Consider the following 13,896-nt stretch of genomic DNA (forward strand, 5'->3'; position numbering starts at 1 on the left):
CAGGGGGCAGCGGTGACCCGCCCCCGCCACGGTCAGCCCTCCACCCAGCCGTGCCGCCGGGCCAGCTCCAGCATCCTCGCACGTACCGCCACGATCTGCGCTCCGGTCAGGTCCGACACGGAGGTCACCAGCGCCTCGGTGGTCTCCGCGGAGAAGGCCCGCTCGGAGAGGACGTCGCACAGGCCCTCGTCGTCCTCCGCGCCGCCCGTGGCCTGTCCGCTGTCCCTGCTGCGCCCGCCGCCGACCGTGACGCCGGACACCCGCACCAGCACGGCCTTGGGCCCGCGCTCGGTCTCCACCGCGTCGTACTCGACCGGGACGCCGGGCGTCAGTGCCCACTTGTCGCCGTCGAGCATGTTCGCGTGCACGAACACGTCGTCGCTGCCGTCGTCCGGGGCGATGAACCCGTAGCCCCGCACCTCGTCGAACCGCACCACTTTGCCAGTGAGCATCGCCATTCCCGCGTCCATCCGCCCCAAATCCAGGTGCCCCGCCCGCAGGACCGGGACGGCGCTCAGAGTGGCACCTGTCCCGTGCAGGCCGGCACCCGTACCCGACCCCTATGGTGCACCTATCGCCGAGGCCCGCCGCGGCGAGGGGTGCCGCAGCGCCTACCATCGGCCAACGTGATCGAGCAGATCCTGCCCTCCACCGTGGCGGTGTCCGAGTCCTTCACCGATCCCGCCGGCGTGACCCTGTTCCCCGAGGAGGAGGCGCTGGTGGCACGGTCGGTGGAGAAACGACGCCGGGAGTTCACCACCGTGCGGCACTGCGCCCGGCTGGCTCTCGGCGAGCTGGGCCTCGCCCCGGCGCCGATCGTCTCCGGCGCACGCGGTGCCCCGCTCTGGCCCGACGGCGTGGTCGGCAGTATGACGCACTGCGATGGCTACCGGGCGGCGGTCGTCGGCCGTACGGCGGCGTTCGCCAGCCTCGGGGTGGACGCCGAGCCGCACGCCCCGCTGCCCGACGGGGTGCTCGGAGCGATCGCCCTGCCGGCCGAACGGTCGCGCACCGTCACGCTGGCCGCGGTCCGCCCCGCCGTCTGCTGGGACCGGCTGTTGTTCAGCGCCAAGGAGGCGGTGTACAAGGCGTGGTTCCCGCTCACCGGCCAGTGGCTGGACTTCTCCGAGGCGGACATCGTGTTCGACCCGGCCGGCACGTTCGAGGCCCGGCTGCTGGTGCCCGGTCCGGTGCTCGGCGGGGCCGAGGTGCGGGCGTTCGCGGGCAGGTTCCTGGTCGAGCGGGGACTGGTGGTCACCGCGATCAGCATCCCGGCGGTCGCGTCCTAACCGTCGGCGCTGAGCCGCGTCTTCTGCACCTTGCCCAGGGCGTTGCGGGGCAGGGCGTCGACCAGGCGCACCTCGCGTGGTCGCTTGTGCGCCGAAAGGTGCCGGGCCACGAAGTCGATCAGCTCGGCCTCGCCCACCCCGTCGCCCACCACGTACGCGGTGACCTGCTGACCGAGGTCGGGGTGCGGTGTGCCCACCACGGCTGCCTCACGGACCCCCGGGTGCGTCAGCAGGGCGTCCTCCACCTCCCCCGCGCCGATCCGGTAGCCACCGCTCTTGATCAGGTCGGTCGACGCCCGGCCGACGATCCGGTGCCAGCCGTCCGGGTCGACGGTGGCGACGTCCCCGGTGCGGAACCAACCGTCCGGGGTACGGCTCGCCGCGTCGGCGTCCGGACGGTTGAGGTAGCCGTCGAACAGCGTGGGGCCGGTGACCTGAAGCTCGCCCATCGTCGCCCCGTCGGCCGGGAGCGGGGTGCCGTCGTCGCCGACCAGCCGCGTACGGACCCCGGGCAGCGCCAGCCCGACGGTGCCGGGCCGGCGTGGGCCGTCCGTCCGGGCGCTCACAGTGATCAGGGTCTCGGTCATCCCGTACCGCTCGACGACCCGGTGACCGGTGAGGGTGGCGAGGTCGGCGAAGACCGCCGCCGGCAGCGCCGCGCTGCCCGAGACCAGCAGCCGCGCCGGACGCAGCGCCCGGGCCGCGTCCGGGTCGGCGGCGATTCGGGACCACACCGTCGGCACCCCGAAGTACATCGTGCCGTTGGCGGCGGCGTACCGGTCGGGGCGGGGGCGGCCCACGTGGTGCAGCCGGCCGCCCAGCCGCAGTGGTCCGAGCACGCCGAGCACCAGCCCGTGCACGTGGAACAGCGGCAGGCCGTGCACCAGCAGGTCGTCCGGCGTCCATGCCCAGGCGTCGGCCAGCCCGTCGAGGCAGGCGGCGATCGCGCGGCGGGAGATCACGGCGCCCTTCGGGGCGCCGGTGGTGCCGCTGGTGTAGAGGATCACCGCGGTGCGGGCCGGATCCGGCTCGGGGTGGACGGTGTCCGACCGGCGGGTCAGGTCGACGGGTACGACGGGCCGGCCGGCGTCACCGACGGTGCGTTCCGCGCCGGCCGGGACCAGCAGCGCCGTCGCGCCCGAGTCGCGCAGGATGTGATCGCGCTCCATCGGCCCGGCGTCCGGCGGGATCGGCACGACCGCAACCCCGGCCGTCAGCGCGCCCACCACGCCGACCACGGTCTCCAGGGTGGCGGTGGCCTCGATCGCCACCCGGTCGACGCCGCGCAGCTCGTCGGCCACCGCCGTGGCAAGGCGGCGAAGCTCCACCCAGGACGCCGCCCGGCCGCCGACCCGGATCGCGTCCGGGTGCTCGTCGGTTGTCTTCGTCAGCCAGCCCAGCAGCGGCATGGTGCGATCCTCTCAGCGGCCCGGTCCGAGCCCTGCCGGGGGCCGCGACGCCGGTAGGGTCGTGGGGTACCGCCGGATCCGGGCGGGCGAGTGCGCCGCCGGTGGGCCGGGAGAACGGTCCTGACCGTAGTCGGGGGTCTCCGCGGCCTGCCACCCCTACCGGCCGTGGCGGTCGTGCGGGCGGGGAGGTGACATCGATGGTCGCGAGGGCGACGGCGGCACCCGACGGTGTCCGGGCGGTGGTGTTCGACCTCGACGGGGTGCTGGTCGACAGCCTCGCCGTGGCCAGAGAGGCGTTCGCCCTCGCCTACGCCGAGGTGGTCGGCGACGGCCTGGCCCCGGTCGACGAGTACTGCCGCCACCCGGGCCGGTACCTGCCGGAGGTGCTGGAGCTGATGGGTCTGCCGGCGGCGCTCGCCGAGCCGTTCGTGCGGCAGAGCAACCGCCTTGCACACCGGGTCAGCCCGGTCGTCGGCGCGGCGGAGCTGCTGCGCACCCTGCGTCGGCGGGGGATCGGGCTCGCCGTGGCCACCGGCCGCAGCGGTGTACGCGCCCGGGACCTGCTCGGCCGGCTCGACCTGTTGCCGCTCGTCGACCACGTGGTGGGCTCGGACGAGGTGCCCCGCCCGAAGCCCGCGCCCGATATCGTACGGCGGGCGCTGCACCTGCTCGGGGCCCGGCCGGAGGAGGCGCTGATGGTCGGCGACGCGCCCAGCGACCTGGCCAGCGCGCGGGCGGCCGGGGTGACGGCGGTGGCCGCGCTGTGGGGCGAGTCCGACGAGGAGACGCTGCGCGCGGCCGGCCCGGACGTCGTTCTGACCCGGCTCGACGAGCTGCTGCCGCTCTGCCCGGCACGGCGGTGACGAGCCACACCGGATCCGTGGGCGAGAAGCCGCCCGGAGCCGCCGCCCGCCCGGACGGGACGCCCGGACACCTGGCGTGACCGGGCGACACCCCTGTCGCCGGGCGGTACCCCTGTGGAGGATGGTTTCCCGCCTCGACACCCCCGATTCGTCACCTGATCAGTTGATCGGGACATCGGTTGCGCGGATGATGTCGGGCGTCGGTCGGCCCGGGTCCGGCCCGTTGCCGCGGACCGACGCCGCGATCAGCCGAGTGGTCCGCCCTTCCCGGCGGCAAACCGCACATGAAGGAGGACCATCCCGGATGCCGGTCATCGAGGTCGATCATCTGCAGAAGCGGTACGGCGAGAAGGTCGCGGTCGACGACGTTTCCTTCACCGTCGAGCAGGGCGAGATCTTCGGCGTCCTCGGCCCGAACGGCGCCGGCAAGACGACCACTGTGGAATGCGTGCAGGGGTTGCGCCGTCCCGACGGCGGGACCGTCCGGGTGTTCGGGCTGGACCCGGTGCGCGACCGCACCGAGGTGCGCCAGCGCGTCGGCGCCCAGCTCCAGGAGAGCCAACTGCCGGACAAGGTGCGGGTGCGGGAGGCGCTGGACCTGTACCGGTCCTTCTACCGCAACCGGGCCGACATCGACGAGCTGCTGACCGACCTCGGCCTGGCCGAGCAGCGCAACACCTACTTCCAGAAGCTCTCCGGCGGGCAGAAGCAGCGGCTGTCGGTGGCCCTGGCGCTGGTGGGCAGGCCGGAGATCGCCATCCTCGACGAGCTGACCACGGGCCTCGACCCGCAGGGCCGCCGGGACACCTGGGATCTCGTCGAGCGGATTCGCGACCGCGGCGTCACCGTCGTGCTGGTCACCCACTTCATGGAGGAGGCGCAACGACTCTGTGACCGGATCGCGATCATCGACAAGGGGCGGATGGTGGCCATCGACAGCCCCGCTGGCCTGCTCGCCCGGGTCGGCAGCGAGCACCGGGTGCACTTCCGCCCGGCGGAGCCGGTCGAGGACGCCCTGCTGCTCGCCGCGCCCGACGTGACCGGGGTCAGCCGCTACGGGGCGGAGGTGACGGTGACCGGCACGAAGGACGTGCTCCAGTCGGTCCTGGCAGTGCTCAACGGGCGCGGGACGACCTACACGGACCTGCGGGTCGAGCAGCCCACCCTCGACGACGCCTTCGTCGCCCTGACCGGCCGCGGCGGCCGGGCCGCCGCGCAGTCCCCGACCGACGGGAGGTCGTCGTGAGCGCCCTGTCCAAGCTGATCGCCGTCGAGACGAAGCTGTTCCTCCGGGAGCCCGTGTCGTTGTTCTTCGTCTTCGCCCTGCCGATCGGCCTGATGCTCGTCTTCGGCCTGCCGCAGCGTGCCGGTACCGCCGCCGACACCGGCCAGCACGCCGAGCAGACGTTCCTGCCGTCRCTCGCGCTGGCTCTCACCATCGGCATGCTCGCGCTCTTCACCCTGCCGATGGCGCTGGGCATCTACCGGGAACGCCGGATCCTGCGCCGTCTGGCGACCACCCCGGTGCAGCCCGCGCTGCTGCTGGTCGCCCAGGTCGTGGTCAACCTCGTGATGGGCGTGCTCGGTGCGGTGGTCACCTCGATCGCCGTGCGGTTCCTGCTGGACCAGCCGGCGCCGGCCAACCTGCCCGGGTTCGTACTGGCCTTCCTCCTCGGGGTCGCGTGCCTGTTCGCCGTCGGCCTGCTGATCGCGGCGCTGGCGCCGTCGGCCCGGGCGGCACAGTCGATCGGCCCCGCGCTGTTCTTCCCGCTGCTCTTCCTGGCCGGCGCCTGGCTGCCCCGCGACCGGATGCCGGGTGCCCTGGCGGCCGTGGCCGACTACTCGCCGCTCGGCGCGACTGTCGACACCATCGGCGCGGCGTGGGCGGGGGCCGACCCCGAGCTGCCGCAGCTGATCGCCCTGGCCGTCACGGCCGCCGTCGCCGCCCTGGGGGCGACGCGGTTCTTCCGCTGGGAGTGAGCCCGCCTCCCGACCGGGCTGGTCCGCCGGCATCGTCGCTGCCCAGGGCCGTTTCTAGGGGTGCGCTAAGGGTGCTCACGAAATGTGATCTGCACTACGTTCGGAGCTGAACGGGTGGCCGCTCACCGGACAAGGACGTTCGACCGCGGAGCGTCCGTTCACCCGGCAACGGGTGTCGTTGGACCTGTGTGGACCGAACCGCGTCGCCCCTGCGGCGGCTCGTGGGGTGTGCGGAATGCGACGGAGGTCGTGCCATGAAGGACGTTTCGCAAGCTGATCCGGTCGCCCGGGACGCCGCCGGCGTCATCGATGTCGTCCTGGAGGGCGGCCCGGCCGGCCTGCCGGCCGATCTGCGCAGCCGTCGGGTGTCCAGGGCCGAGAAGAAGATCAAGATCCTGTACTACGGCGGGTACGAGCACTTCGAGCGGGGCACCGCCGCCGCGACGGTCGAGCCGGTGGTCTTCCGCTGGACCGGCCGGACCCGGATCGCCGAGTAGCGAAGGGACGCAGCAGTCTCATGCGGGCACAGGACCAGCGGACGGGACCGCACCTGACGGTCAGCGACACGAGCGAGGCGATCGCCTTCTACACGGACGTCTTCGACGCCGTGGCCATCCAACGGGAGTGCCTGCTCGACGGGCATGTCGTGCACGCGGAACTGGCCGTCGGCGGTCATCGCCTGATCGTGAGCGAGTGGTGGGAGGCGGGCGACCCGTCGGTGGCCGCGAACCGTGACGAGGTGTTGACCATCGAGCGGACGGACCCCGAGTCGGTGCTGCGGCGGGCGGTGGCCGCGGGCGCCCATGTCGAGCCGCCGGCTGCCCCGTCGCACCAGGTCACGTTGCGCGACCCCGCGGGCCTCTGCTGGACCGTCGTCGGCCCGCAGCGGGCGGGGTAGGGCGAGTCCCGGCGGACCCGGGACAGGCCGCGGGAACCCGTGCGTACGGCGCGGGTTCCCGCGGCCTGTCCGGCGGGACGTCGCCGGAGTCCGCGCGGTGCGCGGCGCCTGGGCGCTTCTCCGGTCTCCTGGTCAGCCGCGCGGCGGTCCCGCCGACAGTCCGGCTTCCGCCGTCAGGTCCTGAGTCGTACGCGGGCCGGCGGGGGCGACGATCAGCTGATCGTCTGCCGGGCCGACGGTTCCCTCAGCGCCTCCGCCACCAGCGTACGCAGCCGCCCGGCGGTCGCCCCGGCCGGCACACGCGGCGGTGGGCGTGCACCGTTCGCCGTTGGTGTCGGCCGGAGGTGTCGGATCTGGGCAGGGGTGTTCGTAGTCAATGAGCGGGGCAGCCCACGAGGCTGCTGGGTGATGCGCCCGTGCGTCCAGGCTGTTGCGGTTGACCATCGAGAGGTAAGGCATGGCCAAGCTGATCTATGTGAACAACGTGTCGCTCGACGGCTACATGGAGGACGAACGCGGCGCGTTCGCCTGGTTGCCGATGGACGACGAGGTGTTCGTCGTCTACACCGATCTCCTGCGGTCCGTGGGCACGTTCCTCTACGGACGGCGGCTGTACGAGGCGATGGCCGTCTGGGAAACCGACGCCGCTCTGGCCGGGCAGTCCGACCTCATGGCCGACTTCGCAAGCGCCTGGCAGGCAGCGGGAAAGGTCGTGTACTCCACGACCCTCGCCGCGGTGTCGACCGCCGACACCCGACTCGAACGCCGCTTCGACCCCGCCGCGGTACGCGAACTGAAGGCCACGGCCGGCAGCGATCTCACCGTTGGAGGTGCAAACCTCGCGGCGCAGGCTCTTGAGGCCGGGCTGGTCGACGAGTGCCAGCTGTTCGTCTGGCCCGTGGTCGTCGGCGGGGGTAAGCCGGGCCTGCCGTCCGGCATGCGCGTCGACCTCGAACTCCTCGACGAGCGCCGATTCCGAAACGGCGTCGTACACCTCCGCTACCGCCCTGTCGGGCAGTGAACGACGGCCCGTCCGATCGCCTGCGCTTGCGTGAAGGTGGGGCGCTGACGGCTGATCCGACCGGATGAGGTCGACCATCACCCACTTCGGTGAACGCATCCCGGGCGCGGCTCAATCCCCGCTCTCGGTGTTCGGTGTTCGGCAGCGGCACCGTGGCAGCTTCTGTGACCCTGTCCTGGTGAGCGCGCCCGGTGACGAGGCTGTCGAGCTGCGTGTTCACGGGGTCTCCGGCGCGTCGGCGGAGACCATCGTCGATCATCCGATCGTGGTGCGGGTGGCGGGGGACCGGCACGCCGGGTTCTACCGGGTCCGGGAGGGACTCGGTCGGGCGGGCGGCGCCACCGCCGGGGTGGTGGTGGAGGCGTACCGGTGGGGGGCCCTGACCGCGGGGGTGGCGGTGCGGACGGCGTCCATGCTGCTGCTGTTGCCGTTCATGCTGGGCAACCTCGCGGTCTGGCTGCGCCCCACCCTGGCGGACCGGTTCGGCCTGCTCGGCGGGTTGTGTCGCCTGCTCGCCGGGTCGCTGACCGTGGCGTTCACGCTCGCGCTGGTCGGGGTGAGCATGAACCTGCCCGGCTGGCAGTGCGTGCCGTACGTGGAGTGCCGGCAGGGGCGGCCGTACCTGTCCTGGCTGGCGGCGTTGCCAATGGGCCCGCGCCTGGCGGTGCTGGCATTGGTGCCGCTGCTGGCGTTGCGGGTGTTCTGGGCCGTCGGCGCGCGCTCGGCGCGTGCCTTCGAAGGCTTCGAGGCCGCCCCGCCACACGAGCGGCTGCTGGAGTCGACCGGGAGCCTAGCCGCACCGGGGATCTGGCACGACGAGCGGATGACGTCGTGGCTGCGTCAGATCCATGTCGGGCTGGRCGCCGGCACTGTTTACCTCAGCCTGGTCGTCGCGGTGTCACACGATCGGTGGAACGGCGTAGCCGTCGCGCTGCTCGGCCTCACCGGCGGACTCGTGCTGTTCTGCGCGGCGCTGCTGCTGGTGACAGTGAGCGTGAGGTGGGCCGGCCCGCTGCGACGCCTGCTGTGGATCCTCGTCGCGGTGGCCACCGTGTCGAGTCTCGGATACGCCGTGTCCCGACGGGAGGTGCCGGTGGTGGCCGGGCAGATGCCTGGCTACGAGGGCGCGGCCGCCGGCCTGGTCACCGCGCAGGGACTGCTGCTGGTCCTGATCGCCGCGGTGACGCTGGCGCGGCAGCACACCCGGCCGGCCGGCTCGCGCGCGCTGCTGCGCGGACTCGGCACGCCGCTGGTGGCGGCGATGTCGGTCACGGTCACCTCCGCCTACACCACCACGTTGGTGTTCCGCACCGCCGACCATCTCGACCGGGGCCGCATCCCCGACCCGATCCGGCCCAGCCCACCTGCGCTGGGCCCACTGGAACCACCGGTGGCGTACTGGTGGGCCGCGCTCGCCGGGCTGGCCGCGTTGCTCGTCGTCACCGCGGCGATTGCCCTCACCCTGCCCGCCGCCCGGCGCCGTCGTCGGGCGTACGCGCGACGCGTGGTCGAGCGGGACTACCCCGACGCGCCCGCTTCGGCGGCGCCGCGGCTGGCCGCGGTCCGCGACACGGTCGCCCGCTCCTTCGTCACCGAGGAACTCGGGCCGACCCTGGTCGCGTTCTTCGTGGTCTCCTCACTCGGGCTCGCCACCGTGGCGCTCGACCTCGTCGGGATCGGCCCCACACAACTCGCCGCCCGCCTCAATCGGCGCCACGACGTCCTCGCCGTGCTCACCGCATATGTCACCGACATCGGTATCTGGATCATCAGCCTCATCGTCGTCGGACTGCTGATCCTGGCCTACCGCGCGTACCGGTCGCCGGAGACCCGCCGGCTCGTCGGCGTGTTGTGGGATCTGGGCACCTTCTGGCCCCGGACGGTGCACCCGTTCGCACCGCCCTGCTACGCGGCGCGGGCCGTGCCCGAACTGACGCGGCGGGTCTGTGCACTGGCCGCGCATGGGCCCGTGGTGATCTCCGGGCACAGCCACGGCTCGGTGCTGGCCGCCGCCACCGTCCTGCACCTGCCATCCGAGACTCTGCCACGGATCGCGTTGCTGACCCACGGCAGCCCCCTGTACCGGATCTATGCCCGCCTCTACCCGGCCTACCTCGGCGAACGGGTGCTGTGCGAGCTCGGTGAGCGGATCGACTGGCGGTGGCGCAACCTGTGGCGTGATACCGACCCGATCGGCGCGCCGATCTTCGACCATCCCGACCTCACGCCTGGCGTACCTCGGGAGGCCGCAACTGTCGACGTGCGGCTGCGCGATCCCCGCGGTGTCACCGTGGAGCCGACGGACACCGTTCCGCCCGCAGTGGAACGCCACTGGCCGTATCACACGCAACCGGAGTACCAGGACGCTGTCAGGCTCCTCGTCGGGAGGATCCGTGGCCGTGCGCCGTAGGTGGTGAGGTCAGGTTCGGGGCGCGGCCTGGACGACCACGGGGGGAGTCGCCCAGGCCGCGTCGGTGGTCAGGTGTGACGACGGTGACAGCGGGTACCCGCGCCCGTGAACAACGGGTGGCGGGAGCATCCTCATGCCCGGATCCCTCCCGGAACGTGGCCTGCACCGGATCACCGGTGTGGCGGCGGAGGGATCGTCGTGGTGTCGGCCGACATCGGCGCGGGCCACGACGCCGCCGCCGCTGAACTGGCTGCCCGGCTCGCCCTCGACGGCGTCGAGGTGCACCACCTCAACTTCTTCACGTCCCTGCCCAAGCCCCTGCACGGGATGATCCGCGAAGGTTACCGGTCGCTGTTGCGCTGGTGCCCGCTCAGCTACGACGCCTTGTTCACGATCACCGACCGTTCGCCACCGCTGGTGGCTATGATCAGGTCCGCCTTACGGTCGGCCCGCCGGCGGATGCTGATGCAAATGCCGCCGGACACCGGCCTGGTCGTGTCGACGTTCCCGTTCGCCAACCAGATCCTCGGCCCGCTGCGCCACAGCGGGAGGCTGAGCACACCGGTCGTCACCTATGTCACCGACTTCGTCATCCACCCGACCTGGATGGCGACCGGCGTCGACACCTACTGCGTGATCCACGAGGCCACCCAGCAGCAAGCCGCTGTTCGTGGCGCACCGGACGTCCGACTCGTCGACCCGCTTGTACCCGCCCGCTACCGGCCACCGACGGATGCCACCAGACGCGCCGCCCGCGCCCAGTTCACGCTGCCCGAAAAGGGAAGACTAGCGCTCATCGTCGCCGGGTCCTGGGGTGCCGGCGACGTGGCCCGTACCGCCAGGGAGGTACTGGCCGCCGGCTGTGTCACACCGGTGGTGGTATGCGGACGAAACGACAGCCTGCGCCGGCGCCTGGCCGGCTTTCCCGGGCACGTCATGGGCTGGGTCGACGACATGCCCACCCTCATGCAGGCGGTGGACCTGATCGTGGAGAACGCTGGTGGCCTCACCTGCCAGCAGGCACTGGCCGCGGGTCTGCCCACCATCACCTATCGCCCGCTTCCCGGCCACGGCCGAGCCAATGCGCAGGTGCTCGCCCGCGCAGGCCTGACCACCTACGTCCGAAACCCCGCCGACCTGTGCCAGGAGTTGACCCGCACAGCGGCTTCCGCCCTGCCGGCGTTCACCAGCGCCGACGACATGGCCGCGATCGTGTCCGCGACCCTACGGTCCGGGGCCGGAGTGGATGGGAACCCGCGGTGACGTCCCGGCGCTCACCCGCGGACCACTCCTGCACCCAGCCATGATCTTTTACGCGCTGGCCGGGGCCTTCAGCTTCGCGCTGTCCGCCGCGCTGCATCAGCGCGCCGCGGCCCAGCAGCCGCGCTTCGCAGCGCTCGACCCGCGGCTGTTGCTGCGGCTGTTCCGCAACCGCCTGTGGCTTTCCGGCTGGATCCCGGACACGGCCGGAGTCGTCTTCCAGGTGCTCGCGTTGCGTTCCGGCGCGCTCGCGGTCGTGCAACCCATCATGGCCAGCGGGCTGTTCATGGCAGTGCTGATCGAGGCCGTCATCGCCGGCCAGCGCGTCGCGCGCCGGGACCTGCTCGCGGTTGCGGTGGGCGTGGTGGGCCTGACCGCGTTCCTGCTTCTCGCCGACGTCCGCGCCGGTGTGACCCGCCCTGCGCCGACGGCCTGGACGGTCGCCATGAGCTGCGCGGTGGCGGCCATTACGGCCTGCGTCCTGGCCGCGCGCCGCCGCCATGGCGCCGCGCGGGGCGCGCTGCTGGGCGTGGCCAGCGGCGTCGCGTACAGCTTCGCGGCGGCGCTGGTCAAGGACCTCGCCGGCGGCTCCCCGGGCTCCCTGCTGTCCGCCGTGGTCAGCTGGCGATCCGCGGCGCTGATAGTGGCCGTCGCCATCGGGCTGATCCTGAATCAGGCCGCCTTCCAGCACGGTCGCCTCGCCGCACCCCTGACAGCTCTCACGCTCACCGACCCCGTCGTCAGCGTTCTCGTCGCCATCACCGTCTTCCGGGAAACACTCTCCGACGAGCCCATCCGTATCGTCGGCCTTGTCCTGGCGGCCGTCACGGTCGGCGGCGGCGTGTGGCTCGCTGCTTCCGCCTGCTCGGCGGGATCGGTCGAACACCGCCGACGGTGACCGTCACCCTTCCCGGTGCCTTCGTGGGCGTGCTGCTCGGCGTCGGCGCACCCGTCGAGGCGGTCGCCGTCGCGGTGACCATCGAACTGGTCGCCGACGGGCTGCTTCGCCGACCGGAACGCCGCGGATAACCCGATCTCCCCGAGGTCCCGCCACCGAGTCGGCAGGATGACATGGTGAACTACCGCCTGTTCGAACTCATCAACGATCACGCCGGACGCATCGACGGTATCGACGACGCCATGGAGTTCGCCGCGACCAGGTTGCTGTATCTGATCTTCGCAGTCACCGCGTTGCTTGCCGTGGTGACACTGCGCCGCCGACGAACACGCCCGGTCGTCGAGCTCGGCGCCGCCCTGGTCCTCGCCTTTGCCGCAGCCACCGTCCTGGCGCATTCGAACAGTCAGCAGCGCCCGTTCCAGAGTCATCACGTGCACCAGCTGATCCCTCACGGTGCGGGAGTTTCGCTGCCCAGCGACCACGCCACCGCCGCGTTCGCGCTGGCGTTCGGCGCTTACGCCTTCCTGAGCCGCCGGTGGGGCGTGGTACTGGCCGGAGCGGCGCTTGTCGTCGGGGTCGCCCGCGTCTGGGTCGGCGTGCACTACCCAGGCGACATCCTCGCCGCGGCAGTCATCGCCGGCCTCGCCGTCGTGGCCGTCAGCCTGGCGGGCCACCGCCGGCGTCGACTCGGCGCACCGAGTCGACGAACATAGCGGGGCACCAGTCAGCCGGACCCTGGCTCCGATCATCACATTTACGAGGCGCCACCGCGTGAAGCCTTCGGTAACGACGAGGCCGTCACCAGTGATGACCGGCGTATGTCCCAGGACGTGCCTCATGCCGGGCTGCCGCGAGGCAGACCATGCGTTGGGCGCTCTGCTTGTGACGCCCCTGCCATGGCCGCCGCCCGCGCAGGCGATGTGCGGGGCGGTGGCTGTGCCTCGGGGAGCGGGCTGCCCGTTGGGCCCTACGAGGCGTCCGCTTGGCCTGGGCGGTCAGGGGACCCAGCAGACGGAGGTTGCCGTGGGCCGGGACGCCGGGGTCGGTGGCGCAGAGGAACAGCGTCTGGTCCGGGGTGCCCGGCATGGCGCCTCGTCAGCATGCTCGGTCCGACCGCCGGGTGGCTCATCCGCTTGATGCCGTGCCCGCGCTCGTACACGTGGTGCCTGTTGCGGCAGGTACCGGACTGCGGATTCCTGATCGGCAGCTCGCTGACGAGCTGGTTGTTCGGGTGCACGGGTCGCCCGGCGCGCCTGCACGGCCGGTGCATGTGGTCACGCACCGACCGTTCTCGGCCCGCCGGAGGTCACCCGCAGCGGTGACGCTCCCGCTTCGGTGTCTGGGATCGGCTCGTTTCGGCAAAGATCGGAGGGCGGGGCAGGCGCAGCAAGGGGCCCGAATGGGTGTCTGCCCGCCACATCGACGCTCCGCCAGCAGGGGCGAGTTCCTACGGAGGGTGTGGTGGCCGACGGGAACGCAAGCGACAGGGGCCTGCGGCTGGCGGCTGTCCTGCTGGGCCTGGCCGGGATCTTCGACGCGGTAGCTGGTGCGGCCGACCTGAGCGGCGCCCGCTACGTCTCGGTTGCTGACGGTGCCGTGCACGAGCACGACCTCACCGGCTGGGCTTGGCTGCATCTGGCCGTCGGGGTGTTCACGGCGCTGGCCGGAGCCCTCGGACCGCTCCGCCGCCGTTGGTCGACGTCCCTGGCTCTGGCCGCGGTGGTGATCTTCGTCGGGCTCCACCTGTTCTTCCTCACCTATCACCCGATCCGCACGGTGCTGGTGCTCGGACTGGCACTGGCTGCCGCCCGCTTACTGATCATCAATCGATCTCGCGCTGTCGCTTGAGAGCGTCCGGGCGACGGTTA

15 protein-coding genes are annotated in these 13,896 nt (G+C 72.3%); 13 read left to right on the forward strand and 2 right to left on the reverse strand.

The features are described from left to right. Positions 1-32: 32 nt before the first annotated feature. Positions 33-470: a cold-shock protein gene (locus tag A8711_RS12430; protein WP_069088288.1), complete on the reverse strand. Its 438-nt coding sequence runs from the start codon at positions 468-470 to the stop codon at positions 33-35. A gap of 156 nt (positions 471-626) precedes the next feature. On the opposite strand from A8711_RS12430, the gene A8711_RS12435 reads away from it, so the two are divergent. Beyond that, positions 627-1,289: a 4'-phosphopantetheinyl transferase gene (locus A8711_RS12435; RefSeq protein ID WP_064445435.1), complete on the forward strand. Its 663-nt coding sequence runs from the start codon at positions 627-629 to the stop codon at positions 1,287-1,289. On the opposite strand, the gene A8711_RS12440 is transcribed toward A8711_RS12435, so the two are convergent. Then, positions 1,286-2,698: an acyl-CoA synthetase gene (locus A8711_RS12440; protein WP_069088289.1), complete on the reverse strand. Its 1,413-nt coding sequence runs from the start codon at positions 2,696-2,698 to the stop codon at positions 1,286-1,288. The genes A8711_RS12435 and A8711_RS12440 overlap by 4 nt on opposite strands. Before the next feature lie 197 nt (positions 2,699-2,895). Here A8711_RS12440 and A8711_RS12445 point away from each other — a divergent pair, with 197 nt between their 5' ends. The 12 genes from A8711_RS12445 (at position 2,896) to A8711_RS12495 (ending at position 13,876) form a co-directional block, all read left to right on the forward strand. Beyond that, positions 2,896-3,561: an HAD-IA family hydrolase gene (locus A8711_RS12445; RefSeq protein WP_043322821.1), complete on the forward strand. Its 666-nt coding sequence runs from the start codon at positions 2,896-2,898 to the stop codon at positions 3,559-3,561. A 304-nt stretch (positions 3,562-3,865) separates the two neighbouring features. After that, entirely contained in the window at positions 3,866-4,807 is a 942-nt protein-coding gene (locus A8711_RS12450; protein WP_043322824.1) for an ABC transporter ATP-binding protein, read from the forward strand. After that, on the forward strand, positions 4,804-5,541 hold the full coding sequence (locus tag A8711_RS12455; protein ID WP_043322827.1) for an ABC transporter permease: 738 nt from the start codon (positions 4,804-4,806) through the stop codon (positions 5,539-5,541). The genes A8711_RS12450 and A8711_RS12455 overlap by 4 nt, the downstream gene beginning before the upstream one ends. 254 nt (positions 5,542-5,795) lie before the next feature. Then, complete coding sequence (locus tag A8711_RS12460; protein ID WP_030498879.1) at positions 5,796-6,038, forward strand: DUF5988 family protein; 243 nt, start codon at positions 5,796-5,798, stop codon at positions 6,036-6,038. Between the two features lie 20 nt (positions 6,039-6,058). Beyond that, complete coding sequence (locus A8711_RS12465; RefSeq protein WP_064445437.1) at positions 6,059-6,439, forward strand: glyoxalase/bleomycin resistance/extradiol dioxygenase family protein; 381 nt, start codon at positions 6,059-6,061, stop codon at positions 6,437-6,439. A gap of 457 nt (positions 6,440-6,896) precedes the next feature. Next, the gene (locus A8711_RS12470) at positions 6,897-7,460 is read left to right on the forward strand and encodes a dihydrofolate reductase family protein (RefSeq protein ID WP_043322832.1); all 564 of its coding nucleotides are present in this window, start codon (positions 6,897-6,899) and stop codon (positions 7,458-7,460) included. Between the two features lie 178 nt (positions 7,461-7,638). Further along, positions 7,639-9,870 (forward strand): hypothetical protein, encoded by a 2,232-nt coding sequence (locus A8711_RS12475; protein ID WP_255365611.1) that lies wholly within the window; start codon positions 7,639-7,641, stop codon positions 9,868-9,870. Between the two features lie 141 nt (positions 9,871-10,011). Further along, entirely contained in the window at positions 10,012-11,133 is a 1,122-nt protein-coding gene (locus A8711_RS12480) for a glycosyltransferase (protein ID WP_369830113.1), read from the forward strand. Between the two features lie 40 nt (positions 11,134-11,173). Continuing rightward, on the forward strand, positions 11,174-12,028 hold the full coding sequence (locus A8711_RS12485; RefSeq protein ID WP_043322834.1) for a DMT family transporter: 855 nt from the start codon (positions 11,174-11,176) through the stop codon (positions 12,026-12,028). Then, positions 12,025-12,159: a hypothetical protein gene (locus A8711_RS32025; protein WP_255358557.1), complete on the forward strand. Its 135-nt coding sequence runs from the start codon at positions 12,025-12,027 to the stop codon at positions 12,157-12,159. Before A8711_RS12485 ends, A8711_RS32025 begins: the two co-directional genes overlap by 4 nt. A 45-nt stretch (positions 12,160-12,204) precedes the next feature. Further along, positions 12,205-12,741, forward strand: a complete 537-nt coding sequence (locus A8711_RS12490) for a phosphatase PAP2 family protein (RefSeq protein WP_158559977.1) — start codon at positions 12,205-12,207, stop codon at positions 12,739-12,741. A gap of 748 nt (positions 12,742-13,489) precedes the next feature. Continuing rightward, positions 13,490-13,876: a hypothetical protein gene (locus A8711_RS12495; protein ID WP_124778765.1), complete on the forward strand. Its 387-nt coding sequence runs from the start codon at positions 13,490-13,492 to the stop codon at positions 13,874-13,876. Positions 13,877-13,896 lie beyond the last annotated feature (20 nt).

The sequence above is a fragment of the Micromonospora sp. II genome, from assembly GCF_001709195.1.
GTDB classification, from domain to species: domain Bacteria; phylum Actinomycetota; class Actinomycetes; order Mycobacteriales; family Micromonosporaceae; genus Micromonospora; species Micromonospora chalcea.

Excerpts from the sequence above, each read along its gene's own strand:
- A8711_RS12445 (WP_043322821.1), top strand. The coding sequence starts at position 2,896 with ATGGTCGCGAGGGCGACGGCGGCACCCGACGGTGTCCGGGCGGTGGTG.
- A8711_RS12465 (WP_064445437.1), top strand. The coding sequence starts at position 6,059 with ATGCGGGCACAGGACCAGCGGACGGGACCGCACCTGACGGTCAGCGAC.
- A8711_RS12460 (WP_030498879.1), top strand. The coding sequence starts at position 5,796 with ATGAAGGACGTTTCGCAAGCTGATCCGGTCGCCCGGGACGCCGCCGGC.
- A8711_RS12430 (WP_069088288.1), bottom strand. The coding sequence starts at position 470 with ATGGACGCGGGAATGGCGATGCTCACTGGCAAAGTGGTGCGGTTCGAC.
- A8711_RS12440 (WP_069088289.1), bottom strand. The coding sequence starts at position 2,698 with ATGCCGCTGCTGGGCTGGCTGACGAAGACAACCGACGAGCACCCGGAC.
- A8711_RS12485 (WP_043322834.1), top strand. The coding sequence starts at position 11,174 with ATGATCTTTTACGCGCTGGCCGGGGCCTTCAGCTTCGCGCTGTCCGCC.
- A8711_RS12450 (WP_043322824.1), top strand. The coding sequence starts at position 3,866 with ATGCCGGTCATCGAGGTCGATCATCTGCAGAAGCGGTACGGCGAGAAG.
- A8711_RS12470 (WP_043322832.1), top strand. The coding sequence starts at position 6,897 with ATGGCCAAGCTGATCTATGTGAACAACGTGTCGCTCGACGGCTACATG.